The following is a 24,950-nucleotide window of genomic DNA, read 5'->3' as shown; positions in this document are numbered from 1 at the left end:
GTACCGCAGGCTCCTGCTCCTACTGCGCGCCGGGGCGCACCAGCCCGCTCTCGTACGCGTACACCGCGGCCTGCACCCGGTCCCGCAACCCCAGCTTGGTCAGAACGTGACCCACGTGCGTCTTCACGGTCGTCTCGCTCACGAACAGATCCGCGGCGATCTCCGCGTTGGACAAGCCCCGCGCCACCAGCTTCAGCACCTCCACCTCACGCTCGGTCAGCGTGTGCAGGGTGTCCGGAACCGGCTCGTCACCGGAGGGCAGATGCGTGGCGTACTTGTCGAGCAACCGGCGCGTGATGCTCGGCGCGAGCATCGCCTCACCAGCGGCCACCACACGGATCGCCTGCACCAGCTCATTGGCCGGGGCATCCTTCAGCAGGAAGCCGCTCGCTCCCGCCCTCAGCGCCTCCACCACGTACTCGTCGAGATCGAACGTGGTCAGCACCAGCACCTTCGCCGGGCCGTCCCGCCCCGGCCCGGTGATCTGCCGCGTCGCCTCGACACCGTCCATCCGGGGCATACGGATGTCCATCAGAACCACGTCGGGCTGCAGGGCCCGCACCTGGTCGAGAGCCTGGAGGCCGTCACCGGCCTCGCCGACGACCGCGAGGTCCTGCTCTGCCTCCAGGATCATCCGGAAGCCGGTACGCAGCAGCGGCTGGTCGTCGACCAGTAGGACGCGGATGGCCACGTAAGTCTCCTTCGCTAGTCCGGCCCCATTCTGCCCTGCGGGCCGCCACCGGACTCGGCCACCCTCACCGGCAAGGGATACGGCGGGGGAGTGCCGCCGAATTCCGGGCAGTGGGCCTGGTGGTCGCACCAGCCGCACAGCTTGGTCGGCCTGGGGCGCCACTCGCCCGTCTCCGTCGCCAGCCGGATCGCGTCCCACAGCGCGTGCAGCTTCCGCTCGACCCGCTCCAGGTCCGCGAGGACGGGGTCGTACGTCAGCACATCCCCGCTGCCGAGGTAGACGAGCTGGAGCCGGCGCGGGATCACCTTCTTCAGCCGCCACACGACGAGCGCGTAGAACTTCATCTGGAACAGCGCCCCCTCGGCGTACTCGGGCCGGGGCGCCTTGCCGGTCTTGTAGTCGACGATCCGCACCTCACCCGTCGCCGCCACGTCCACCCGGTCGATGATGCCGCGCAGCCTGAGCCCCGAGTCCAGCTCGGCCTCGACGAACAGCTCGCGCTCGGCAGGCTCCAGCCGGGTCGGATCCTCCAGTCCGAACCACCGCTCGACGAGCTGCTCCGCCTCCCCGAGCCACGTCGCCAGCCGCTCGCCCTCGGGATCGTCCGCGAACAGCTCCACGACCTCCGGCCTGCTCTCCCGCAGCCGCTCCCACTGGCCGGGGATCAGGGACTTGGCGCGCGGAGGGGTCCGCTCGGCGGCCGGCGCGTCGAAGAGCCGCTCCAGCACCGCATGCACCAGCGTGCCCTTGGTCGCCGCCGCGCTCGGCTTCTCGGGCAGCCGGTCGATCACCCGGAACCGGTAGAGCAGCGGGCACTGCATGAAGTCACTGGCACGGGAGGGCGACAGCGAGGCCGGCGCTATGGCCGCAAAGGCGGCGCCGTCGGCCGCGGGGGCCGCGCCCGCACCGCCGTCGGCCGCGGGGTCCGAGCCTGTACCGCCCTCGACCGTCGCCACCGTACTGTCCGCCCCCACCGGGGCCGCGTCCGCCGCCGGCCCCGTCACCGGCGCGACTTCACTGCCGCAGTCCGCCGCGGCACCCTCCGTGCTCGTCTCCATGACCACAGACCTTACGGCCCGCCACTGACAGTGACCCAGCCGCGGCCGTCACGGCTGCGACGGCAGGGGAAACAGAGGGGGTGCCGGGGAGAAACGCGTCACCATGGCCGCATACCATCGACCCGAGACCCTTCCGCCCGGCAGGAGCGGAAGACGCTTCGAACGAGGGGACACCGTGGACGAGAGCGGCAGCGGGCAGCCGCGGTCCGGCAACGAGGAATCGGCCGAGCGCCACGCACCACCTGCGACCCCGGCCACCGGCCCCACACGCCCCGGCGCACCCCGGCACGCCACGGGCACCGACGAGCCCCCGACGCCTCCCGCCGACGAACCGACCATGGTTGTACGGCGGTTGGACCTTCCCCACGACGACACCACCGCGGATGCGGCGGAGAAGCCCGGGGAAGAAGGGCGCGCGGCGAGCGAGCAGCAAGCGAACGCGGAAAACGCGGCGGGGGAGGAAGCGAACGGAGAGCGGCCCCGGCGCTCCGATGCCGACGGCCGGGAGGCCGCGACGGCGGATGCGCCGGTCCATGACGTCGACGGCCACGCAACCGGGCAGGGGGACGCTCCCCGGCGCGCTGCCGACGGCCGTACGACGGCGTCTCCCGCGCCCGACGCCGACCACCCCGCACCGACGACCCCGAGCGCCTCGCACAACGCCGACGGACCTGCCGAACCCCACCCGCCGACGCCGCATGCCGCCCCGCAGCACACCGGCGACCCCACCCACACCCACGACCACACCGTCGAGACCCACCGCACCCTCGCGCACGCCGGAGCCAAGGGGCAGCCGCCCCGGCCCCCCGCGCCGCGCGGCGGGCTGCTCATGGGACGCCCCTTCGGAGTCCCCGTCTACGTGGCCCCCAGCTGGTTCCTCGTCGCCGCCCTCATCACCTGGGTGTTCGGCGGGCAGCTCGACCGCGTGCTGCCCGAACTCGGCGCAGCCCGCTACCTCGTCTCCCTCTTCTTCGCCGTCGCCTTCTACGCCTCCGTCCTCGTCCACGAGCTCGCCCACACCGTCGCCGCACTCCGCTTCAAGCTGCCCGTCCGCCGCATCCAGCTGCAGTTCTTCGGCGGCGTCTCCGAGATCGAGAAGGAGGCCGAGACACCCGGACGCGAGTTCTGGCTCGCCTTCGTCGGGCCGCTGCTCTCCCTCGTCCTCGCCGGCGTCTTCTACGCCGCCCTGCAGACCGTCGAACCCGGCACCGTCCCCGGCGTCCTGCTGGCCGGCCTGATGATCTCCAACCTCATCGTCGCCGCCTTCAACCTGCTGCCCGGCCTGCCCCTGGACGGCGGCCGCATGCTCCGCGCCGTCGTCTGGAAGATCACCGGCAAGCCGATGAACGGCACCATCGCCGCCGCCTGGGTCGGCCGCGCCCTCGCCGTCTCCGTCCTCGTCGGACTCCCCTGGCTCACCCAGTCCGGCGCCCTCGGCTCCGACGCCGTCGACAACGTCGGCATGGACACCGTCATGGACGCCCTGCTCGCCGCCATCCTCGCCGCGATCATCTGGACCGGCGCCGGCAACAGCCTGCGCATGGCCCGCCTGCGCGAACACCTCCCCGAACTGCGCGCCCGCACCCTCACCCGCCGCGCCGTCCCCGTCGAGACCGACACCCCCCTCTCCGAAGCCCTGCGCCGCGCCAACGCCGCCGGCGCCCGCGCCCTGGTCGTCGTCGACGCCGACGGCAACCCCCTCTCCCTCGTCCGCGAGGCCGCCATCGTCGGCGTACCCGAACACCGCCGTCCCTGGGTGGCCGTCAGCGGTCTCGCCCAGGACCTGACGGACGGCATGCGCGTCTCGGCGGAGCTGGCGGGGGAGGAGCTGCTGGACGCCCTGCGGGCGACCCCGGCCACCGAGTACCTCGTCGTCGAGGAGACCGGCGAGATCTACGGCGTCCTGTCGGCGGCGGACGTGGAGCGCGCCTTCGTCAAGGCCATGGCCCGCCCCAGCTGAGACACCGCTCTCCTAAAGCGGTTCTCCTGAAGCGGTGCTCGGCACTACGCGTGGTCGGTGGCCCCCGCAAACCCCGGTAGGCTGTTCACATGTCCGAACCGACCGGTGCCGCCCGCAGGCGCGGGCCCTTCAAGGTCGGGGACCAGGTTCAGCTGACCGACCCCAAGGGCCGCCACTACACGTTCACGCTCGAAGCCGGGAAGAACTTCCACACCCACAAGGGTTCCTTCCCGCACGACGAACTGATCGGCGCTCCCGAGGGCAGCGTTGTCCGCACCACCGGGAACGTCGCCTACCTCGCGCTGCGCCCCCTGCTCCCCGACTACGTCCTGTCCATGCCCCGCGGGGCAGCCGTCGTCTACCCGAAGGACGCGGGGCAGATCCTCGCCTTCGCCGACATCTTCCCCGGCGCGCGCGTCGTGGAGGCCGGCGTCGGCTCCGGCTCGCTCAGCAGCTTCCTGCTGCGCGCCATCGGCGACCAGGGCATGCTGCACTCCTACGAGCGCCGCGAGGACTTCGCCGAGATCGCCAAGCAGAACGTGGAGCGCTACTTCGGCGGCCCCCACCCCGCCTGGCAGCTCACCGTCGGCGACCTCCAGGACAACCTGAGCGACACCGACGTCGACCGCGTCATCCTCGACATGCTGGCCCCGTGGGAGTGCCTGGAAGCCGTCTCCAAGGCGCTCGTCCCCGGCGGCATCGTCTGCTGCTACGTCGCCACCACCACCCAGCTCGCCCGGACCGTCGAGTCCATCCGCGAGATCGGCTGCTTCAACGAGCCGACCGCCTGGGAGACGATGATCCGCAACTGGCACATCGAGGGCCTGGCCGTCCGCCCGGACCACCGGATGATCGGCCACACAGGCTTCCTCCTCACCGCCCGCCGCCTCGCCGACGGCGTCGAGCCGCCCATGCGCCGCCGCCGCCCCGCCAAGGGCGCCTACGGCGAGGACTACGAAGGCCCCAACGCCGACGGAGGCACCGGCCGCTGAGGCGGCCCCGTGCCCCATCCAACGTACAAGCGCTGTGGTCGAGTTCCCGGAACAGCTCCGGGAACTCGACCACAGCGCCTTTCTGTTGTCTGTTGACGCGAGGCATACAAGCGACACCCCCGAGCCCCGCACGCCCCCCTCCGCACCCCCAACCGCCAGACATCCGGCACCGGAACTCCACACCCCGCCGTTCCCCCGCACTGTGACGTATGGCACGATGCTGGCCACCCCCACCGGCACAGCCCTCGCAGGAGACGCTCCTAGTGCAGCAATCCGCCGTCCCGGAACTGGCACACACCCACACCCGCCCGATCCACTGGCTCGCCACCGCGACAGCGGTCGCCGGAGTCGTGGCCCTCTCCTCGGTCCTGCAGCCCAACTCGGCGACAGCGGCCCAGACAGCCGGCCCCGAGGCGGAGAAAGCGCATGCGGCCACCGCACCGCCCGACCCCTCGGGCGTCGACTTCCCGCTCGAATGCGGCCCGGTGAAGGCGATCGTGGTCAAGAAGGCCACCGGAGACCTGGACGGCGACGGAACCCCCGAGACCGTGGCCGTCGTCCACTGCGACTCCCCGATGGGGACCCCGCCCGACGGCGTCTACGTCCTCAACCGCGCCACCGAGACGGCCGCGCCCCGCATCGTCGCGACCCTCGTCAACCCCAAGGACGGCATCACCGTCAGTGACATCGCCGTACGCGACGGAGCCGTCGTCGCCGACCTGCTCGGCTACTCGACGCAGGACGTACCGCGCTGCTGCCCCGACGTGAAGAAGAGCGCGAAGTGGCAGTGGAAGAACGGCGCGTTCGTCCGCTCGACACCCGCCGGCGCCCGCAGCGTCTGATCCACGCCACCGGCACATGTGAGAAATCAGACAGTCGTAACAGCCCGTATGCGCAAGGTCACTCGGCGTCGGGCCCGTACACCTCGACCTTGTCCGAAACGCGACGCACATGGATGCACTCGCCCGGACACTCCTTCGCCGAGTCCACCACATCCGTGAGAAGCGGCAGCGGTACGGGCGTTGTGGCCCCCTTGGCCTGCAAAAGCTCGTCCTGCGCGCCCTTCACATAAGCCAGCCCGTCGATGTCCAGCTCGAACACCTCGGGCGCGTACTGGGCACAGATCCCGTCACCGGTGCAGAGATCCTGGTCGATCCAGACCTCCAGCGCCCCGTCCTCGACCCCGGCCGCCTGCTCCACGCTCATCTCTCCTGCCGTTTCCTACGCCGAGCCGTACGGGAATCCGGCCAGCTCTGACGGGTGTTGAACGCTTCGAGCCTACCTGTGGCGGCTTTCCAATCATGTTCGGTGGGTATTCCCCTGGCGTGAGGGAGAGCGCAAGGGTGAAGATCGGACACACCCCGACAGTCTTTGTGATCTAGGGGTTTCAATCGACACCCACCCAGGTAGGGTCTGGAAGCGTCCAGCTCCCCTTGGAGGAGGTGAGGACCGTGGCAGCCCACGACGACGACATGAACCGCGGCATCCGCCCGGGACGGGGGTCCGACGACCCGGCCGGGCAGATCGCCTACCTTGAGCAGGAGATCGCCGTCCTGCGACGCAAGCTCGCCGACTCTCCGCGACACACGAGGATTCTCGAAGAGCGGATCGTCGAGCTGCAGACCAACCTGGCCGGCGTGTCCGCCCAGAACGAGCGACTCGCGAACACGCTCCGTGAGGCCCGAGACCAGATCGTGGCCCTCAAGGAAGAAGTCGACCGGCTCGCACAGCCACCGGCCGGCTTCGGTGTCTTCCTGCAAGCCAACGAGGACGGCACCGCCGACATCTTCACCGGAGGACGCAAACTCCGCGTGAACGTCAGCCCCAGCGTCGACCTCGACGAGCTCCGGCGCGGCCAGGAACTGATGCTCAACGAAGCGCTCAACGTGGTCGAGGCCATGGAGTTCGAGCGCGTCGGGGACATCGTCACCCTCAAGGAGATCCTCGAGGACGGCGAGCGCGCCCTGGTGCTCGGGCACACCGACGAGGAACGGGTGGTACGGCTCGCCGAGCCGCTGCTGGACGTCACCATCCGTCCCGGCGACGCCCTTCTGCTCGAACCCCGCTCCGGCTATGTCTACGAGGTCGTTCCCAAGAGCGAGGTCGAAGAGCTCGTCCTCGAAGAAGTACCGGACATCGGCTACGAACAGATCGGCGGCCTGGGCAACCAGATCGAAATGATCCGCGACGCCGTCGAGCTCCCGTACCTCTACCCCGACCTGTTCAAGGAGCACGAACTGCGGCCGCCCAAGGGCGTCCTGCTGTACGGGCCCCCCGGATGCGGCAAGACCCTCATCGCCAAGGCCGTGGCCAACTCACTGGCCAAGAAGGTCGCCGAGGTGACCGGCCAGGCCGCCGGCAAGAGCTTCTTCCTCAACATCAAGGGCCCCGAGCTCCTGAACAAGTACGTCGGCGAAACCGAGCGGCAGATCCGCCTCGTCTTCCAGCGCGCTCGGGAGAAGGCCAGCGAGGGCACACCCGTCATCGTCTTCTTCGACGAGATGGAATCCCTCTTCCGCACCCGAGGCTCCGGCGTCAGCTCGGACGTGGAGAACACCATCGTCCCCCAGCTGCTCGCCGAGATCGACGGCGTGGAAGGCCTGCAGAACGTGGTCGTGATCGGCGCCTCCAACCGCGAGGACATGATCGACCCCGCCATCCTGCGCCCCGGCCGCCTCGACGTGAAGATCAAGATCGAGCGCCCGGACGCCGAAGCCGCCAAGGACATCTTCGGCAAGTACCTCACCGAGCGCCTCCCGCTCCACCCCGAGGACGTCGGCGAGCACAGCGGCGACAAGTCGATGACGGTCCAGAGCATGATCCAGACCGCCGTCGAGCAGATGTACGCCGAATCCGAGGAAAACCGCTTCCTGGAAGTCACCTACGCCAACGGCGACAAGGAAGTCCTCTACTTCAAGGACTTCAACTCCGGCGCCATGATCGAAAACATCGTGGGCCGCGCCAAGAAGATGGCCATCAAGGACTTCCTCGAACACAACCAGAAGGGCCTCCGCGTCTCCCACCTCCTCCAGGCCTGCGTGGACGAGTTCAAGGAGAACGAGGACCTGCCCAACACCACCAACCCGGACGACTGGGCCCGGATCTCCGGAAAGAAGGGCGAACGGATCGTCTACATCCGCACCCTCATCACCGGAAAGCAGGGCGCGGACACCGGACGCTCCATCGACACGGTGGCCAACACCGGTCAGTACCTGTAAAAGACAGGGCGGCTGCGGGTGCCCTCAACGGGTACCCGCAGCCCACTGTTTTTCCGGCCACGACCGGACCACAAGGCATGCAAGGCAATGACGCAAATGATCTCCCCACCAGCGCAAAGGCGTTCTAGGCTCTTCCGTACCGCCGAGTCGCGCAGTGCGGGGACGGGCACCGCACACGCAACCGAGCGCCAGCGGTATCTGTGCGGCGCCCATGACCGAGGGTGCCGCCGGGCAAGGAGGGCCGCATGACCGTACGGCGAGTAATGGGCATCGAGACGGAGTACGGGATCTCCGTCCCCGGCCACCCCAATGCCAATGCCATGCTCACCTCATCCCAGATCGTCAACGCCTACGCCGCGGCGATGCACCGGGCCCGCCGGGCCCGCTGGGACTTCGAGGAGGAGAACCCGCTGCGGGACGCGCGAGGCTTCGACCTCGCCCGCGAGGCCGCCGACGCCAGCCAGCTCACCGACGAGGACATCGGCCTGGCCAACGTCATCCTCACCAACGGCGCACGACTCTACGTCGACCACGCCCACCCCGAATACAGCGCGCCCGAGGTCACCAACCCCCGCGACGCCGTCCTCTGGGACAAGGCCGGCGAGCGGATCATGGCGGAAGCCGCCGAACGGGCCGCCCAGCTGCCCGGCGCCCAGCCCATCCACCTCTACAAGAACAACACCGACAACAAGGGCGCCTCCTACGGCACGCACGAGAACTACCTGATGAAGCGGGAAACCCCCTTCTCGGACATCGTGCGCCACCTCACGCCCTTCTTCGTCTCCCGCCAGGTCGTCACCGGAGCCGGCCGCGTCGGCATCGGCCAGGACGGCCACGAACACGGCTTCCAGCTCAGCCAGCGGGCGGACTACTTCGAGGTCGAGGTAGGCCTCGAGACGACTCTCAAGCGCCCCATCATCAACACCCGCGACGAGCCGCACGCGGACGCGGAGAAATACCGCCGCCTGCACGTGATCATCGGTGACGCGAACCTGTCGGAGATCTCGACATACCTGAAGCTGGGCACCACCGCCCTCGTCCTGTCGATGATCGAGGACAGCTTCATCGCGGTGGACCTCGCGGTCGACCAGCCGGTTCGTACGTTGCACCAGGTGTCGCACGACCCGTCCCTGAAGCGGCTGATCACGCTGCGTAGTGGCCGCACGCTGACCGCCGTGCAGCTCCAGATGGAGTACTACGAGCTGTCGCGCAAGTACGTGGAGGAGCGCTTCGGCGCGGACGCGGACGAACAGACCAAGGACGTCCTCTCCCGCTGGGAAGACACCCTGAACCGCCTGGAACGGGACCCGATGAGCCTGGCCGGCGAACTGGACTGGGTCGCCAAGCGCGAGCTCATGGAGGGCTACCGGCGCCGCGACAACCTCGACTGGGACGCCGCCAAGCTCCACCTCCTCGATCTCCAGTACGCCGACGTACGCCCCGAGAAGGGCCTCTACAACCGTCTGGCGGCCCGAGGGCGCATGAAGCGACTTCTGGACGAAGAATCGGTGGAACGGGCGAAGGCGAAGCCGCCGGAGGACACGCGCGCGTACTTCCGCGGACGCTGCCTGGAGCAGTACGCCGACGACGTCGCCGCCGCCTCCTGGGACTCGGTGATCTTCGACCTGCCCGGGCGCGACTCCCTCCAGCGCGTTCCAACCCTCGAACCGCTTCGCGGAACGCGAAATCACGTCAAGGAGCTCCTGGACCGCTGCCGCACCGCGGAAGACCTGGTCAGGGTCCTGTCAGGCGGCTGAGGGGTACCCGGGCGCTGCCAGCCGGACCTCGGCTGAGCAGGGTGGAAAACCCGGCGTCCGGGAATCATCGAGGTGGCCCCCGTACGTTGGAGAAACTGCGGGGCCGATGTCAGACCCGGCTTGTAGGGTCTGATCATCACCGATCGGCAGGAAAGCCGACCTGTCGACCATGTCGGGCGAACTGAGCGGGGTGAGGGATATGGCAACCAAGGACACCGGCGGCGGACAGCAGAAGGCCACGCGTTCCACTGAGGAGGTCGAGGAGCAGGCTGCGGAAGCGCAGGCTTCTGAGGACCTCAAGGAGCGGCACGAGAAGCTGAGCGATGACGTCGACTCGGTTCTGGACGAGATTGACGATGTCCTCGAGGAGAATGCCGAGGACTTCGTTCGTAGTTTCGTTCAGAAGGGTGGCGAGTAGCCTTCGAATCAAAGGCGTCGGGGGCTCATCGAGGTGGAGAGCGAAGAGGGCGTGAAGCGCTGCTCGCGGTGCAAGGAAGTCAAGCCGCGAGCAGCCTTCGCTAGCAACAAGGCGGCCCGTGACGGGTTCCAGGCCTACTGTCGAGAGTGCTGGGCGGCATATCACCAAGCGCGCCAGCTGGCCAGAGGAAAGAACGTGCGGCCCCGCGTGGAGACGCCCGAGGGCCACAGGTTCTGTCGGAGCTGTGGTGAGGTCAAGCCGCATAGTGAGTGGCATCGCAATGCAACAGCTAGCGACGGCCTCTCAACCAGTTGCAAAGACGGCGGGGCAGTCAAGGGGCGCGCGCGTCATCTGAAGCGCCACTATGGCCTCACCGAAGCCGAGCGTGACGAGATGGTCGCCTCTCAAATGGGGCTCTGTGTGATCTGTCTGAAGGCTCCGGCCGTACATGTGGATCACTGCCACAAGACGGGTAAGGTCCGTGGCGTACTGTGCTTCAACTGCAATTCGGCCATCGGCAAGTTGGGAGACTATCCCGACGCCGTCCGCCGGGCCGCCGCTTACTTGGAAGGAATCGCGTGGAAGCCAACACTCGTAGCACCGGGCGTCTACCAGCTGCCTTCCTGACGCCTGGGTCGTCCTCCTTCATGGACTTTCTCTCCGAGCACCAGCCCGAGCTGCTGCCCGGCAACCGCCAACTCCCGCCCATGCAGGGCGTGATCGAGGCGCCGCACGGCACGACCATCGTGGCTGCGACGTTCCCGGGGGGCGTCGTGCTGGCCGGTGACCGGCGGGCCACGATGGGTAACGTGATCGCCCAGCGCGACATCGAGAAGGTCTTCCCGGCGGACGAGTACTCGGCCGTCGGTATCGCCGGTACGGCCGGTCTGGCCGTCGAGATGGTCAAGCTGTTCCAGCTGGAGCTGGAGCACTTCGAGAAGGTCGAGGGTGCTCAGCTGTCGCTGGAGGGCAAGGCGAACCGGCTGTCGACCATGATCCGGTCCAATCTGGGGATGGCCATGCAGGGGCTGGCTGTCGTGCCGCTCTTCGCCGGGTATGACGTCGACCGGGAGAAGGGGCGGATCTTCTCCTACGACGTGACCGGCGGTCGTTCCGAGGAGACCGGCTTCGCGGCCACGGGCTCCGGTTCGATCTTCGCGCGCGGCGCCATGAAGAAGCTTTTCCGTGCTGACCTGAGCGAGGCCGAGGCCACGACGCTCGTGGTGCAGGCCCTGTATGACGCGGCTGACGACGACTCGGCGACCGGTGGTCCCGATGTCGCCCGCCGGATCTACCCGATCGTCACCGTGATCACCGAGGACGGTTTCCGCCGGCTCAGCGATGACGAGTCCTCCGAGATCGCGCGTTCCGTCCTGGAGCGGCGTCTGGAGCAGCCCGACGGCCCGCGGGCCGCGCTGCTGTAGCGGCGGTTCGGTCTTATCAAGGTGATCCTGTGACTTCGACAGAAAGGGACGGATAACCGGTGTCGACGCCGTTCTATGTCTCACCTCAGCAGGCCATGGCCGACCGGGCGGAGTACGCCCGCAAGGGCATCGCCCGTGGCCGCAGCCTGGTCGTGCTGCAGTACGCCGATGGCATCGTCTTCGTCGGCGAGAACCCGTCCCGTGCGCTGCACAAGTTCAGCGAGATCTATGACCGGATCGGTTTCGCGGCCGCCGGTAAGTACAACGAGTACGAGAACCTGCGGATCGGCGGTGTGCGGTATGCCGACCTGCGGGGTTACACATACGACCGTGATGATGTGACCGCCCGGGGCCTCGCCAACGTCTATGCCCAGACGCTGGGCACGATCTTCTCTTCCGCGGCCGAGAAGCCGTATGAGGTGGAGCTGGTCGTCGCCGAGGTCGGTGAGACGCCCGAGGGTGACCAGATCTACCGGCTGCCGCATGACGGTTCGATCGTGGACGAGCACGGTTCGGTCGCGGTCGGGGGTAATGCGGAGCTGATCAGTAATTACCTGGACCAGCGTCACCAGGACGGCATGAGTCTCGCGGAGGCGCTCAAGCTGGCCGTGCAGGCACTGTCCCGCGAGTCGAACGGCACGCAGCGGGAGATCCCGGCGGAGCGCCTGGAGGTCGCGGTGCTGGACCGTACGCGTCCGCAGTCGCGCAAGTTCAAGCGCATCGTCGGCCGTCAGCTGGCCCGGCTGCTGGAGGCCGGTGGCGCGACCACGGAGGCTGAGAGCGCCGACAATGCGGAGAATTCCGAGGAGTCTGGCAGCTCCGAGGAGTAGTCCTGTCACACCTCACCCGCCCGTACTGTGCCCCGGCCGATCCCCAGGCCGGGGCACAGGGCGTTCCGGGGGTCGTTCAGGGGGCGCTGGGCGGCGCTGTGGAGGCCCGTACGACTAGTTCGACCGGGATGTCGCCCTCCTCGGGTTCGCGGCCTTCCAGGACTGCCAGGAGGGCCTGCATGCCGCGTTCTCCGAAGAGCTCGGCGTCGAGGCGGACGGTGGTGAGTTCGGGGTCGATGGCGGTGGCGAGGGCGAGGTCGTCCAGGCCGGTGACGGAGATGTCGTCGGGGATGCGCAGGCCGAGGCGGCGTGCGGCTTTGTAGGCGCCGGCGGCGAGTTTGTCGTCGTCGCAGACGATGGCTGTGGGGCGGGGGCCTTTGGCGGAGAGGGCGGTCAGGGTGGCGGCGAGGGCGCCGTCGATGGAGATGGGGGCGCGGACGGTGAGCAGGGATGTGCCGGGTACCTCGCCGATTCGTGTGTCGAGCTCGCGGGCGCGTACGTCGAAGGTCCAGGACGCCACGTCGGCCGCGAGGTGGAGGAAGCGGCGGTGGCCGAGGCTCAGCAGATGCTCGGCGACTTGCCGGACACCGTCGGTGATGTCCAGGTTGACGGTCGCGGCGCCGAGGCTGCCTTTCGGGTCGCTGTCGAGCATGACGAGGGGGAGCTGGTCGCCGCGGATGGCGGTGAGGGCGTCGGCGGCCATGGAGGAGGCGATGACGCCGTCGAGGGCTGCTTGGGCGGAGGCGAAGGGGTCGCGGGCGGGGCCGATGCCTTCGGGGGAGGGGTAGAGGACGACGCCGAACCCGTGCTGGGCGGCGATGCGGGCGGCGCCGGTGTAGACGCCGGCGAAGAATTCGGTGGTCAGGGCCGGGACGACGAGGAGGACCGTGCGCGTGCGGCCGAGGCGGAGGTTGCGGGCGGCGAGGTTGGGCCGGTAGCCGAGTTCGCGGGCGGCTTCCCGTACGCGTTCGGCGGTGGCTTCGGAGACTCGGCCGCGCCATTTGTCGCCGAGGACGAGGGAGACCGCGGCCTGGGAGACGCCTGCGGCTTGGGCGACGTCCCGGCTGGTGGGGCGGGTGCTGTGGTGTGCCACCGTCCGCCTGCTCCTCTTCGTCTGGTTTTGTCTGGTCGTTCGCCTTGGGGCGCGCGCCGCGCCTTCCGGCTCACGTCCGCTTGTCTGGACTCGTGAACAGCGCACATGGTACGTATGACGGCGGACGTTATACGTAAAACTTCAGCGGAGGGCGGCGCGGCCGATGACCGGCGCATACGTGGAGATCCTCAGGGCGAGGCATGCCGCCCGGCTGCTCGTCGGCACGCTCGTGGGCCGGCTGCCGAACGCTGTCGCCTCGCTGGCGATCGTGCTGTTCGTGCGCGCGGAGGGCGGTTCCTACAGCCTGGCGGGGGCCCTGGCGGCCGTGTACGGGGTCGCCAACGCGGTGGGCCAGCCGGTGCTGGGGCGGCTGGTGGATCTGTACGGTCAGCCGCGGGTGCAGCTGCCCGCCGCGGTCGCGTCGGCCCTCGCGATGGGTGTGTTCGCCTTCGTGGGGACCGGCCCCCTTGCGCTCGCCTATGCGGCCGTGGCGGCCTCCGGCCTGTTCACGCCGCCGCTGGAGGGCGGTCTGCGGGCGCTGTGGTCGTCCGTCCTGCGCCGGGAGGACCAGGTGCACACGGCGTATGCCATGGACGCGGTGGCGCAGGAGGTGATGTTCACCGTCGGACCGTTGCTGCTGACGCTGTGTACGTCGCTGTGGTCAGCGCAGGTGGCGCTGTTGGTCCTGAATGTCGTGGGGGTGCTGGGCGCGCTCTCGGTGGTCGTGTCGGCGCCCTCGCGCGCGTGGCGTTCGGCGCCGCGTGAGGCGCACTGGCTGGGGGCGCTGCGTTCGGCGGGGCTGCTGGCGCTGCTGGGCGCGTTCCTGTTCGTCGGTGTGGCGATGGGGTCGATCGCGGTCGCGGCGGTGTCGTACGCGGATGACAACGGCGGGGATGCGGTGTACGGCTGGCTGATGGCGGGCCTGGGGCTGGGTGCGCTGGTGGGTGGCGCGGTGTACGGGGCGCGGCAGTGGGGCGGGGAGCCGGCGCGGCGACTGCGTGTGCTGGTGGCGCTTCTGGCGGTGTGTTATCTGCCGCTGATGCTGATGCCGGGTGTGGTCGCCATGACGTTGCTGAGTGTGCTGGCGGGGGTGTTCCTTGCGCCGTGCATCGCCTGTGCGTTCGTGTTGGTGGACCGGCATGCGCCGCGTGGGACGGTCACCGAGGCGTTCTCGTGGCTTGTGACGACGTTCACTGTGGGTGCGTCGGTGGGAACGGGTCTGGCGGGGCCGGTCGTCGAGGCGGGTGGGGCCGTGTGGGGGTTTGCCGTGCCGGGTGCCGCGGGAGCCGTGTCGTTGCTGGTCCTGCTGGGCACGGGGCGGGTCCTCGCAGCTCCCGCCAGGGGTGCGGTCGTTGCGGCTTCACCGGAAAATGATCCAAACCGTGCTGTCGAACCCCGTTTCAGCTCAGGGGATCGGGCGTAATGTTCAGTCATGGACCGCCGCATTTTCGGGCTGGAGAACGAGTACGGCGTCACGTGCACGTTCAGGGGACAGCGCCGCCTGTCGCCTGACGAGGTGGCGCGGTACCTCTTCCGCCGTGTCGTGTCATGGGGCCGCAGCAGCAATGTCTTTCTGCGAAACGGCGCCCGCCTCTATCTCGACGTGGGCTCACATCCGGAATACGCGACACCGGAATGTGACAACGTGACCGAACTGGTCACCCACGACAAAGCAGGCGAGCGCATTCTCGAAGGACTCCTGGTGGACGCCGAACGACGCCTGCACGAGGAAGGAATCGCGGGCGACGTCTACCTCTTCAAGAACAACACCGACTCGGCGGGCAACTCCTACGGCTGCCACGAGAACTATCTGGTGGCGCGGCACGGGGAGTTCTCCCGGCTCGCGGACATCCTCATCCCGTTCCTTGTCACGCGCCAGCTGCTGTGCGGTGCGGGCAAGGTCCTGCAGACCCCGCGCGGCGCCGTGTACTGCGTCAGCCAGCGGGCGGAGCACATCTGGGAGGGCGTCTCCTCGGCGACGACCCGTTCCCGGCCGATCATCAACACGCGCGACGAGCCGCACGCGGACGCGGAGCGCTACCGCCGCCTCCACGTCATCGTGGGCGACTCGAACATGTCCGAGACGACGATGCTGCTGAAGGTCGGCGCGACCGACCTGGTGCTCCGCATGATCGAGGCGGGCACGGTGATGCGGGACCTGACCCTGGAGAACCCGATCCGGGCGATCCGCGAGGTCAGCCACGACATCACGGGCCGGCGCAAGGTGCGCCTGGCCAGCGGCCGGGAGGCCTCGGCGCTGGAGGTGCAGCGCGAGTACTACGAGAAGGCGGTGGACTTCTGCGAGCGCCGTGGCATCCGCACCGGCACGGTCGAGCAGGTCCTGGAGCTGTGGGGTCGCGCGCTGGACGCGATCGAGGCCGAGGACCTCGACCGTATCGGCACCGAGATCGACTGGGTGATGAAGTACAAGCTCATCGAGCGGTACCGGGCCAAGCACAACATGACCATGTCGCATCCGCGGGTCGCGCAGATAGACCTCGCCTACCACGACATCCACCGCCGTCGTGGCCTGTACTACCTGCTGGAGAAGAAGGGTCAAGCCACGCGTATCTGCAACGACTTGAAGATCTTCGAAGGCAAGTCCGTTCCGCCGCAGACCACTCGGGCCCGGCTGCGCGGCGACTTCATCCGCAGGGCCCAGGAACAGCGCCGGGACTTCACCGTCGACTGGGTCCATCTCAAGCTCAACGACCAGGCTCAGCGCACCGTGTTGTGCAAGGACCCGTTCCGTTCGGTGGACGACCGCGTGGAGAAGCTGATCGCGGGAATGTGACCCCGGCGCATTGAGGAAAACGGGCCACGGGCCCCGTACGTTCTCGTACGGGGCCCTTCGCACGCCCTAGAGTGGCGGGCGACCACAGTGCCGTCTGAGATCTGAGGAACACGTGCGCCGAATTGCCGGCCTTCTCGTCGTGCCGCTGCTGCTGCTCTCCGCGGCGGCCTGCGGCAGCGACGACGACAAGGGCTCCGACTCCAGCTCCACCAAGAACGGAGTGCCCGCGATCACCAAGGGTGCCGAGTTCGGGCAGAAGCCGACTTTGGCCAAGGGGGAGGGCGATCCGCCCAAGGAGCTGAAGGTCGAGGTCATCAAGGAGGGGGACGGCGCGACGCTCAAGAAGGGCGACGCCGCCGAGGTGAACTACCTCGGCCAGGAGTACGACGAGTCGAAGCCGTTCGACAACAGCTTCGACCGCGGCCAGCCGTTCTCGCTCACCATCGGTGCGGGCGGCGTCATCAAGGGCTGGGATCAGGGCCTTGAGGGCCAGAAGGTCGGCAGCCGGGTCGAGCTGGTGATCCCCCGGACCTGGGGTACGGGGCGCAGGGGCAGGGTGACATCAAGGCCAACGCCACGCTGGTGTTCGTCGTGGACATCGTGAAGGGTACGACCATCCCCGCGTCGGCGAAGGGCACGGAGGTCGCGCAGGACAACATCGACCTGCCGAAGGTCGGCACGAACACCGACGGCAAGGCGCCGGAGGTGACGATGCCGAAGGACAGCGACCCGCCGAAGAAGCTCGTCTCCAACTATGTGCTGGAGAGCGACGGCGCCGTCGTGAAGGGCACGGACACCGTGGTCGTGAACTATGTCGCCCTGCTGTGGGAGGGCGGCAAGAAGTTCGACAGCACGTACGAGGCGGGGAAGACCGCGACGTTTCCGCTGGACCAGCTGGCGATCAAGGGTCTGAAGAACGGTCTCGTGGGCAAGAAGGCCGGGAGCCGGGTGCTGCTCGTCCTGCCGCCCGACCAGGCCTTCGGTGCCCAGGAGCAGCAGGGTGTCCCGAAGAACTCCACGCTGGTCTTCGCCGTCGACATCCTGGCCGTGATGTAAGACTGGGCAGGTTGCCCATCAGTCATCGCGCATGACGCACGTACCCATAGGAGTCACTGCAGTGAGCATCGACAAGCCCGAGATCGACTTCCCGGGCGGCGAGCCCCCGGCGGACCTCGAGATCAAGGACATCTGGGAGGGCGACGGCGCGGTGGCGCAGGCGGGCCAGACCGTCACCGTCCACTACGTGGGTGTCGCTTTCAGCACGGGTGAGGAGTTCGACGCCAGCTGGAACCGCGGTACGCCGTTCCGTTTCCCGCTGGGTGCCGGCCGTGTCATCAAGGGCTGGGACCAGGGCGTGCAGGGCATGAAGGTCGGCGGCCGCCGCCAGCTGACCATCCCGGCCCACCTCGCCTACGGCAACCAGAGCCCGACCCCGGCGATCAAGCCCGGCGAGACGCTGATCTTCGTGGTCGACCTGCTCGGCGTCTGACCGTCGCGTCGGATCGGCTCAGGACGTCGCGACTGATCGGCGTACGACCGGACCCGACTACCTGGGGCCCATGCCTGTCCGGGCATGGGCCCTCGGCTTTTGCCACGCCACTTTGGGGCGGTACGGTCATCGTCCGTAAGCACCATAGGGAAGGCGAAGGGCGTCGATGGCCATTGCCAAGGCCGAGCGGCTCATGAACCTGGCGCTGTGTCTGCTCGGGACGCGGCGGCCGCTGAGCAAGCGCGAGCTGCGTGAGTCCATCGAGGCCTACCTGGAAGCCGGCTCGGACGACTCCTTCAACCGGATGTTCGAGCGGGACAAGGACGATCTGCGCGAGCTCGGCCTGGTCATCGAGACCGTCGAGAACCTCGACGGCGAGGTCGGCTATCTCGCCCGCCGCGACAGCAACCGCCTCCCGCCCATCACGCTGGACGCCGAGGAGGCCGCCGCCCTGGGCCTGGCCGCCAAGGTGTGGCAGCAGGCCCGGCTCGCGGGCGCGGCCAGCGGCGCCCTGCAGAAGCTGCGGGCGGCCGGACTGCCGGAGGACGTCGACCCGTACGAGGCGCACAGCGCCCTGGAGCCCCGTATCCCGGTGCACGAGGCGGCGTTCGAGCCGCTGATGCTGGCGTGCCGTGACCGCCGCCCGGTGGTCTTCGACTACCGCAAGGCCACCGCCGCCCGCCCCGAAACCCGGCATGTCGAGCCGTGGGCCCTGGAGTGCTGGCGCGGCCACTGGTATCTGGCGGGCTGGGACCGGGACCGTGGCGCCGAGCGGGTCTTCCGGCTGTCCCGGATCACCGGCAAGGTGCGCTCGCGCGGCACCCGCTTCACGGCCCCGGTCCCCGATGTCGTCACCGTCCGGGAGACCGTCGCCGGCTGGGCCGGGGAGACGGCCGACCGGTCGGCGCTGATCCGGCTGCGTACGGGCGCCGGGTACCCCCTTCGGGCGAAGGCCACCTCGGTCAGGGAACTCGGGGACGGCTGGGACGAGTTGGAGATTCCGTACGGCCACGGGCTGGATGCCTGGCTGGTGGAGTTCGGGCCGGACGTGGTGGTCCTGGAGCCCGCGGAGCTGCGGGCCGACGTGGTGGACCGGCTGCGTGCCGTGGCCAAGGGCTGAGGGGGAGCGGAGCGACACAGTGGCAGGTAAACCGGTCAGGCCCGTCAACGCCATCGACCAGACCCGGCGGATGCTCTCCCTGGTGACGTATCTGAAGGAGCGCCCCGGAGCCCGGGTCGAGGATGTCGCGCGCGCTTTCGGCATCACCGAGGACGAGCTGGTCTCGGACCTGGATGTGCTGCCCATGTGCGGCACCAGCTTCCGAGGCGGCGACCTTCTCGACATCGACACCGACGGGGAGCGCATCTGGTGGCACAACCCCGCCGCCCTCGGTGAGGAAACCGCCGAGCCGCTGCGGCTGGCCGCCGACGAGGCGACCGCGCTGCTGGTGGCCGCCCGGGCCGTGGCCACGCTGCCCGGGCTGCGCGAGGGCGACCGGCAGGCCCTGCTGCGGGCGACCGCCAAGGTGGAGGCCGCGGCGGGGGAGGCGGCCGGCGCCAGTTCCCGGCTGTCGGTGACCTTCGAGTCCGAGGGCGGCGTCTTCGCGGACGTCGACCGTGCGATCTCCGAGCGGCGCCGCCTGTGGATCCGCTACTACTCGCCGGCCCGCGACGAGGTCACCGAACGCGAGATCGACCCGATCCGCCTGGTCAGCGTCGGCCACACCTACGTCGAGGCCTGGTGCCGCCGCTCCGAGGCGCGCCGCACCTTCCGGCTGGACCGGGTCGCCGAGATCAAGATCCTGGACGAGCCGTCGGCGCCGCCCGAGATCGAGCTGCGGGACCTGTCGGAAGGGCTCGTGCAGCCCGCCGCGGAGGACCCGGAGGTCGTCGTCGAGGTCGGCCCGGGCGGGCGCTGGGTCGCCGAGTACTACCCGCACGACAGCGCGGATGAGCTTGCGGACGGCGGGCTGCGTATCACCCTTCGCACCCCCGACCCGGCGTCGCTGCGCCGCCTGGCGCTGCGGCTCGGCCGCGACGGCCGCATCGTGTCCCCGCCCGAGCTGGCGGCCAGCGCCCGGCAGGCGGCCCGCGAGGCGCTGGCGGCGTACGACGGGATAGAGGCGCAGGACGCTCACGAGGCGCATCCGGTTCACGACGGACAGTAGGACAGGCAGTTCGGCCAGGGCAGTTGGACCAGCAGGACGACAGGCGGGAGCAGGGCTTTGAGCGAGTCGGCGACGTCCGGTGCGGTGGGAATGACGGTGGCGTCCGCGTTCGCCGGGATGAGAAGCGTGGCTCCGGTGATGTTCAAGGCCGGCTGCCCGGACTGCCGGGGCCGGTTCGAACTCGCCGCGAGCGCCCTGCGTCTCGCCATCGGCGCGACCAGCCGTACGACCTTCTACTCCTTCACCTGCCCCGAGTGCGGCGCATCCGTCCGCAAGCCGGCGGGGGAGCGGATCGTCGAGCTGCTGACGGGCGGCGGGGTCAGCACCCTGCGGCTGCACTCCACCCTCTAGGACGGTCTAGGCTCGCGTCATGTTCTGGCCGATGTTCGCGGTAGCTGTGGGTTTTGTGGGTCTCGCCGTCCTCGGCGTGCTCGCCGTGCGGGTCTTCCTGGAGGCACAGCGCCTCGGCCGGCAGGTCTCGGACTCGGCGCGGCGCATCAGCAGGGCAGCCGAGGATCTGGAGCGGGCGACGGTGAGCGCGGCCCGGGCTGTGGACTCGCTCTAGGGCGCTCAAGGATTCGGTGTGAGTCCTGCGTCGCGTACGTTTTGGGCCACTTCGCCCTGTCAACTTGCCGCTCCTGCCAGGTACGCTGCGAACTGCGGCCCCGAGAGCGAGGCGCGGGCCCGCGGACTGGGAGTATGCACAGGGATTGTCCTGCGTTCACCCCTGAGCGTTACGATCCCTGGCAGCACGGTGGTCGGACGAATGTCCGACCTGCCGGGTATTCGGACCATGTCGCCTCGGTGAAGAAGGTAAAAGCTATGGGTAGGCTCGGCCCCACCGAGATCATCCTGATCCTCGTCGTCATCATCCTGCTGTTCGGTGCCAAGAAGCTCCCGGACATGGCCCGCTCCCTCGGCAAGTCGGCGCGCATCCTCAAGAGCGAGGCCAAGGCGATGAAGGACGACGACAAGTCCGCTGCCCCTGCCGACCCGCCGAACAACAGCGACCAGCAGCCCCCGGCTCAGCGCATCATCCAGGCCGCCCCGGGCGACGTGACCAGCTCGCGCCCGGTCAACGAGCCGACGGACACGAGCAAGCGCTGACGCAGGGCCGGTGACCTCCGGCCCGCCGCACGAGATGGGAACGTGGGTTGCTGAAGTCTGCCCGCAAGAAGGAGAAGGATCCCGAGGGGCGGATGCCTCTCGGGGAGCACCTTCGTGAGCTCCGCAACCGGCTCGCGAAGGGCATGCTGGCGATCACGGTCGTCACCATCGTGGCCGCCTTCTACAACCAGGCACTGATGGAGTTCCTGTCCGATCCCGTGCCTCGCTGCACCAAGGGGCTGGGCGAGACCACGGGCGGTGCCTGCGCGGTCGTCGCGTACACCGACCTCCTTTCTCCCTTCACCACCACGGTGAAGGTCAGCCTCATGGCGGGCATCGTCCTCTCGAGCCCGATCTGGCTGTACCAGCTGTGGGCGTTCGTGGCGCCGGGACTGCACAAGCACGAGCGGAAGTACACGTACGCCTTCGTGGCGGCCGCGGTTCCGCTGTTCCTGGGCGGCGCCTGGCTCGCCTACACGATCATGCCGATCAGCATGAAGGTCCTGCTGGGCATCACGCCCGACGGGTCGGCGAACATCCTGCCGATGGACAAGATCCTCGACTTCAGCGTCCGGATGGTCCTGGTCTTCGGCGCGGCCTTCGAGCTCCCCCTGCTCCTGGTCATGCTGAACATGACCGGCGTGGTGACGGGGCGCCGGATGCTCGGCTGGTGGCGTGCCGTCGTGATGGGCGTCTTCATCTTCGGCGCCGTCGCGACCCCCACCACCGACCCCGTCGGCATGATGGCTCTGGCCGGGCCGATCGTGGTCCTGTACTTCTTCGCGGTCGGCTTCTCCCTGCTGAACGACCGCCGCCGCCGCAACAACCCCGACGCGGACCTGGACGACGACGAGGCCTCCGACCTCGACCTGACCCCCGAGGACATCGGCGAGGTCGAGACCGTCTCCGCGAGCCGGGCGCTGCCCGAGCAGGCGAGCCGCGAGCGGGTCAACGGCTACGACGACGTGACCTGACAGCGGCGGTTGCCGGAACTGTGCGGCCGGGCGCCTACGGGGCGTACCCGGCCGCTTCCGTCTCGCGGCCGTGAGCTGCGGGGATCCCGGGCCTGCGGAGGGCAGATCCGGATAATGATCGTCCTGTTGTCAGTGGGGCCCGGTACGCTCGAAAGCACGATGACAGAGGACCTCTCTCCGGCCGAGCGGTATGCGGCAGCGCGCAAGCGCGCTGTCGAGCAGGCCACCGCGCTCGCCTCCTTCCGCGAGATGTACGACTTCGGCCTCGACCCCTTCCAGATCGAGGCCTGCCAGGCGCTCGAGGCGGGAAAGGGCGTGCTGGTGGCCGCGCCCACCGGCTCCGGCAAGACGATCGTCGGCGAGTTCGCCGTCCACCTCGCCCTGATGCAGGGCAGGAAGTGCTTCTACACGACGCCCATCAAGGCGTTGTCGAACCAGAAGTACTCCGACCTGTGCCGCCGTTACGGGGACGGCATGGTCGGACTCCTCACCGGCGACAACAGCATCAACCCCGACGCCGCCGTGGTCGTGATGACCACCGAGGTGCTGCGGAACATGCTGTACGCGGGGTCGCAGACGCTCCTCGGCCTCGGCTACGTGGTCATGGACGAGGTGCACTACCTCTCCGACCGCTTCCGCGGGGCCGTATGGGAAGAGGTGATCATTCACCTTCCCGAGTCGGTCACGCTGGTGTCACTCTCGGCGACCGTGTCGAACGCCGAGGAGTTCGGCGACTGGCTCGACACCGTCCGCGGCGACACCGAGGTGATCGTCTCCGAGCACCGGCCCGTACCGCTGTTCCAGCATGTGCTCGCCGGGCGCCGGATGTACGACCTGTTCGAGGAGGGCGAGGGCCACAAGAAGGCCGTCAACCCCGACCTCACGCGGCTGGCCCGCATGGAGGCGACCCGGCCGTCGTACCAGGACCGCAGACGCGGCCGCGCCATGCGCGAGGCCGACCGGGAGCGGGAGCGCAGACAGCGCTCCCGCGTGTGGACGCCCGGGCGTCCCGAAGTCATCGAACGGCTCGACGCCGAAGGGCTGCTGCCCGCCATCACCTTCATCTTCAGCCGCGCCGCCTGCGAGGCCGCCGTCCAGCAGTGTCTGTACGCGGGCCTGCGGCTGAACGACGAGGAGGCGCGGGAAAAGGTGCGGGCCCTCGTCGAGGAGCGCACCGCCTCCATCCCGACCGAGGATCTCCATGTCCTCGGCTACTACGAGTGGTTGGAAGGCCTGGAGCGCGGCATAGCCGCCCACCACGCGGGCATGCTGCCGACCTTCAAGGAGGTCGTCGAGGAGCTGTTCGTCCGTGGCCTGGTGAAGGCCGTGTTCGCCACGGAGACGCTGGCGCTGGGCATCAACATGCCCGCCCGGTCCGTGGTGTTGGAGAAGCTCGTCAAGTGGAACGGCGAGCAGCACGCCGACATCACGCCGGGTGAGTACACGCAGCTGACCGGACGCGCGGGGCGGCGCGGCATCGACGTCGAGGGCCATGCGGTGGTGCTGTGGCAGCGCGGGATGAGCCCCGAGCACCTGGCCGGGCTCGCGGGCACGCGTACCTATCCGCTGCGGTCCAGCTTCAAGCCGTCGTACAACATGGCGGTCAACCTCGTCGAGCAGTTCGGCCGGCATCGCTCGCGCGAACTCCTCGAGACGTCGTTCGCGCAGTTCCAAGCTGACAAGTCGGTCGTCGGGATCTCCCGTCAGGTGCAGCGCAACGAGGAGGGACTCGCCGGTTACAAGGAGTCCATGACCTGCCACCTCGGCGACTTCGAGGAGTACGCGCGACTGCGCCGCGAACTCAAGGACCGCGAGAACGAGTTGGCCCGGCAGGGCGCGGCACAGCGGCGCGCGGAGGCCGCGGTCGCGCTGGAGAAGCTCAAGCCGGGCGACGTCATCCACGTGCCGACGGGCAAGTACGCCGGTCTCGCGCTGGTGCTGGACCCGGGGCTGCCGGCCGGACGGTCCAACGGCCACCGCGGCTTCGAGCACCACGACGGCCCGCGCCCGCTGGTCCTGACCGCCGAGCGGCAGGTCAAGCGGCTGGCGTCCATCGACTTCCCGGTGCCCGTCGAGGCATTGGAGCGGATGCGGATCCCGAAGTCCTTCAACCCGCGCTCCCCGCAGTCCCGCCGGGACCTCGCCTCCGCACTGCGCACCAAGGCCGGGCACATTCCGCCCGAGCGGCACCGCAAGCGGCGCTCCCAGGCGGCCGACGACCGCGAGATCGAACGGCTGCGCAAGGCGCTCCGCGCGCACCCCTGCCACGGGTGCAACGACCGTGAGGACCACGCCCGTTGGGCCGAGCGCTACCACCGGCTGCTGCGGGACACCTCGCAGCTGGAGCGCCGTATCGAGGGTCGTACGAACACGATCGCTCGTACGTTTGACCGCATTGTGGCGCTGCTGACCGAGCTGGACTATCTGCGCGCCGACGAGGTGACCGAGCACGGCAAGCGGCTGGCCCGCTTGTACGGCGAGCTGGATCTGCTGGCGAGTGAATGCCTCCGGGAGCGGGTCTGGGAGGGGCTCGGACCTGCTGAACTGGCCGCCTGCGTCTCTGCGTTGGTGTACGAGGCGCGGGTCGGCGACGACGCCATGGCGCCGAAGCTGCCGTCGGGCAAGGCCAAGGCCGCGCTGGGCGAGATGGTGCGGATCTGGGGGCGGCTGGACGCCCTGGAGGAGGAGTTCCGGATCACGCAGACCGAGGGGGTCGGGCAGCGTGAGCCGGATCTCGGGTTTGCCTGGGCTGCCTATATGTGGGCCAGCGGTAAGGGGCTCGACGAGGTACTGCGTGAGGCGGAGATGCCGGCGGGGGACTTCGTGCGGTGGTGCAAGCAGGTGATCGATGTGCTGGGGCAGATCGCTGCGGCTTCTCCTGCGGAGGGCTCGACCGTGGCGAAGAATGCGCGTAAGGCTGTGGACGGGTTGCTGCGGGGGGTTGTCGCCTACTCGTCGGTGGGGTGATTGTTCGCGG

General features: G+C 69.0%; 24 protein-coding genes and 1 pseudogene. 20 read left to right on the top strand and 5 right to left on the bottom strand.

The window, feature by feature from the left end:
- Nucleotides 1-19 precede the first annotated feature (19 nt).
- Both ACQEV2_RS08005 and ACQEV2_RS08000 read right to left on the bottom strand, forming a co-directional pair.
- Complete coding sequence (locus ACQEV2_RS08005) at nt 20-691, bottom strand: response regulator (protein ID WP_058926326.1); 672 nt, start codon at nt 689-691, stop codon at nt 20-22.
- A 14-nt stretch (nt 692-705) separates the two neighbouring features.
- Nucleotides 706-1,749 carry a RecB family exonuclease gene (locus ACQEV2_RS08000; RefSeq protein WP_433038021.1) on the bottom strand — a complete coding sequence of 348 codons (1,044 nt, stop codon included), beginning with the start codon at nt 1,747-1,749 and terminating at the stop codon, nt 706-708.
- Nucleotides 1,750-1,924: 175 nt separating this feature from the next.
- Between ACQEV2_RS08000 and ACQEV2_RS07995 the strand changes: the two genes are divergently transcribed.
- From ACQEV2_RS07995 to ACQEV2_RS07985, 3 genes are all read left to right on the top strand, one after another.
- Entirely contained in the window at nt 1,925-3,709 is a 1,785-nt protein-coding gene (locus tag ACQEV2_RS07995) for a site-2 protease family protein (RefSeq protein ID WP_433038019.1), read from the top strand.
- 89 nt (nt 3,710-3,798) lie between these two features.
- On the top strand, nt 3,799-4,701 hold the full coding sequence (locus ACQEV2_RS07990) for a tRNA (adenine-N1)-methyltransferase (protein WP_433038017.1): 903 nt from the start codon (nt 3,799-3,801) through the stop codon (nt 4,699-4,701).
- A 263-nt stretch (nt 4,702-4,964) separates the two neighbouring features.
- Nucleotides 4,965-5,543 carry a hypothetical protein gene (locus ACQEV2_RS07985; RefSeq protein WP_433038015.1) on the top strand — a complete coding sequence of 193 codons (579 nt, stop codon included), beginning with the start codon at nt 4,965-4,967 and terminating at the stop codon, nt 5,541-5,543.
- A gap of 58 nt (nt 5,544-5,601) precedes the next feature.
- On the opposite strand, the gene ACQEV2_RS07980 is transcribed toward ACQEV2_RS07985, so the two are convergent.
- The gene (locus tag ACQEV2_RS07980) at nt 5,602-5,907 is read right to left on the bottom strand and encodes a ferredoxin (protein WP_433038013.1); all 306 of its coding nucleotides are present in this window, start codon (nt 5,905-5,907) and stop codon (nt 5,602-5,604) included.
- A 245-nt stretch (nt 5,908-6,152) separates the two neighbouring features.
- Between ACQEV2_RS07980 and arc the strand changes: the two genes are divergently transcribed.
- The 6 genes from arc to prcA all read left to right on the top strand — a co-directional run bounded on the left by arc (nt 6,153) and on the right by prcA (nt 12,348).
- Nucleotides 6,153-7,919 (top strand): proteasome ATPase, encoded by a 1,767-nt coding sequence (gene arc / locus ACQEV2_RS07975; protein ID WP_433038011.1) that lies wholly within the window; start codon nt 6,153-6,155, stop codon nt 7,917-7,919.
- 245 nt (nt 7,920-8,164) lie between these two features.
- Nucleotides 8,165-9,676 carry a depupylase/deamidase Dop gene (dop, locus tag ACQEV2_RS07970; RefSeq protein ID WP_433038009.1) on the top strand — a complete coding sequence of 504 codons (1,512 nt, stop codon included), beginning with the start codon at nt 8,165-8,167 and terminating at the stop codon, nt 9,674-9,676.
- Nucleotides 9,677-9,875: 199 nt separating this feature from the next.
- Nucleotides 9,876-10,094, top strand: a complete 219-nt coding sequence (locus tag ACQEV2_RS07965) for a ubiquitin-like protein Pup (RefSeq protein WP_031486664.1) — start codon at nt 9,876-9,878, stop codon at nt 10,092-10,094.
- 33 nt (nt 10,095-10,127) lie between these two features.
- Nucleotides 10,128-10,721 (top strand): endonuclease VII domain-containing protein, encoded by a 594-nt coding sequence (locus ACQEV2_RS07960; protein ID WP_433038007.1) that lies wholly within the window; start codon nt 10,128-10,130, stop codon nt 10,719-10,721.
- Nucleotides 10,673-11,518, top strand: a complete 846-nt coding sequence (gene prcB / locus ACQEV2_RS07955) for a proteasome subunit beta (protein WP_433038005.1) — start codon at nt 10,673-10,675, stop codon at nt 11,516-11,518. Before ACQEV2_RS07960 ends, prcB begins: the two co-directional genes overlap by 49 nt.
- A gap of 59 nt (nt 11,519-11,577) precedes the next feature.
- The gene (prcA, locus tag ACQEV2_RS07950; protein WP_433038003.1) at nt 11,578-12,348 is read left to right on the top strand and encodes a proteasome subunit alpha; all 771 of its coding nucleotides are present in this window, start codon (nt 11,578-11,580) and stop codon (nt 12,346-12,348) included.
- Between the two features lie 76 nt (nt 12,349-12,424).
- Here the strand turns inward: prcA and ACQEV2_RS07945 are convergent, their stop codons facing one another.
- Nucleotides 12,425-13,441, bottom strand: a complete 1,017-nt coding sequence (locus ACQEV2_RS07945) for a LacI family DNA-binding transcriptional regulator (protein ID WP_433038001.1) — start codon at nt 13,439-13,441, stop codon at nt 12,425-12,427.
- A gap of 163 nt (nt 13,442-13,604) precedes the next feature.
- Between ACQEV2_RS07945 and ACQEV2_RS07940 the strand changes: the two genes are divergently transcribed.
- The 6 genes and pseudogenes from ACQEV2_RS07940 to ACQEV2_RS07915 all read left to right on the top strand — a co-directional run bounded on the left by ACQEV2_RS07940 (nt 13,605) and on the right by ACQEV2_RS07915 (nt 19,892).
- Complete coding sequence (locus tag ACQEV2_RS07940; protein WP_433037999.1) at nt 13,605-14,864, top strand: MFS transporter; 1,260 nt, start codon at nt 13,605-13,607, stop codon at nt 14,862-14,864.
- Between the two features lie 9 nt (nt 14,865-14,873).
- Entirely contained in the window at nt 14,874-16,235 is a 1,362-nt protein-coding gene (gene pafA, locus ACQEV2_RS07935; protein ID WP_433037997.1) for a Pup--protein ligase, read from the top strand.
- A gap of 112 nt (nt 16,236-16,347) precedes the next feature.
- Nucleotides 16,348-17,291, top strand: a pseudogene (locus ACQEV2_RS07930) (FKBP-type peptidyl-prolyl cis-trans isomerase).
- Between the two features lie 61 nt (nt 17,292-17,352).
- Complete coding sequence (locus tag ACQEV2_RS07925) at nt 17,353-17,724, top strand: FKBP-type peptidyl-prolyl cis-trans isomerase (RefSeq protein ID WP_031486671.1); 372 nt, start codon at nt 17,353-17,355, stop codon at nt 17,722-17,724.
- A 166-nt stretch (nt 17,725-17,890) separates the two neighbouring features.
- The gene (locus ACQEV2_RS07920) at nt 17,891-18,844 is read left to right on the top strand and encodes a helix-turn-helix transcriptional regulator (RefSeq protein ID WP_433037994.1); all 954 of its coding nucleotides are present in this window, start codon (nt 17,891-17,893) and stop codon (nt 18,842-18,844) included.
- A gap of 19 nt (nt 18,845-18,863) precedes the next feature.
- Nucleotides 18,864-19,892, top strand: a complete 1,029-nt coding sequence (locus ACQEV2_RS07915; protein WP_433037992.1) for a helix-turn-helix transcriptional regulator — start codon at nt 18,864-18,866, stop codon at nt 19,890-19,892.
- On the opposite strand, the gene ACQEV2_RS07910 is transcribed toward ACQEV2_RS07915, so the two are convergent.
- Entirely contained in the window at nt 19,877-20,038 is a 162-nt protein-coding gene (locus ACQEV2_RS07910) for a hypothetical protein (protein ID WP_433055229.1), read from the bottom strand. The two genes, ACQEV2_RS07915 and ACQEV2_RS07910, sit on opposite strands and share 16 nt — an antisense overlap.
- Between ACQEV2_RS07910 and ACQEV2_RS07905 the strand changes: the two genes are divergently transcribed.
- The 5 genes from ACQEV2_RS07905 (at nt 19,983) to ACQEV2_RS07885 (ending at nt 24,940) form a co-directional block, all read left to right on the top strand.
- On the top strand, nt 19,983-20,243 hold the full coding sequence (locus tag ACQEV2_RS07905; protein ID WP_433054273.1) for a hypothetical protein: 261 nt from the start codon (nt 19,983-19,985) through the stop codon (nt 20,241-20,243). The genes ACQEV2_RS07910 and ACQEV2_RS07905 overlap by 56 nt on opposite strands.
- A 19-nt stretch (nt 20,244-20,262) precedes the next feature.
- The gene (locus tag ACQEV2_RS07900) at nt 20,263-20,457 is read left to right on the top strand and encodes a hypothetical protein (RefSeq protein WP_433037990.1); all 195 of its coding nucleotides are present in this window, start codon (nt 20,263-20,265) and stop codon (nt 20,455-20,457) included.
- Nucleotides 20,458-20,714: 257 nt separating this feature from the next.
- A complete protein-coding gene (tatA, locus tag ACQEV2_RS07895) occupies nt 20,715-20,999 on the top strand; it encodes a Sec-independent protein translocase subunit TatA (protein ID WP_433037988.1) in 285 nt (94 codons plus the stop codon).
- Between the two features lie 47 nt (nt 21,000-21,046).
- The gene (gene tatC, locus ACQEV2_RS07890) at nt 21,047-21,973 is read left to right on the top strand and encodes a twin-arginine translocase subunit TatC (RefSeq protein ID WP_433037986.1); all 927 of its coding nucleotides are present in this window, start codon (nt 21,047-21,049) and stop codon (nt 21,971-21,973) included.
- A gap of 114 nt (nt 21,974-22,087) precedes the next feature.
- Nucleotides 22,088-24,940: a DEAD/DEAH box helicase gene (locus ACQEV2_RS07885; RefSeq protein WP_433037984.1), complete on the top strand. Its 2,853-nt coding sequence runs from the start codon at nt 22,088-22,090 to the stop codon at nt 24,938-24,940.
- The last annotated feature ends 10 nt before the right edge of the window (nt 24,941-24,950 follow it).

Origin of the sequence: Streptomyces sp. CA-251387 (assembly GCF_050936625.1) — a bacterium.
Lineage (GTDB): Bacteria > Actinomycetota > Actinomycetes > Streptomycetales > Streptomycetaceae > Streptomyces.
This window is presented reverse-complemented; position numbering and strand designations above follow the sequence as displayed.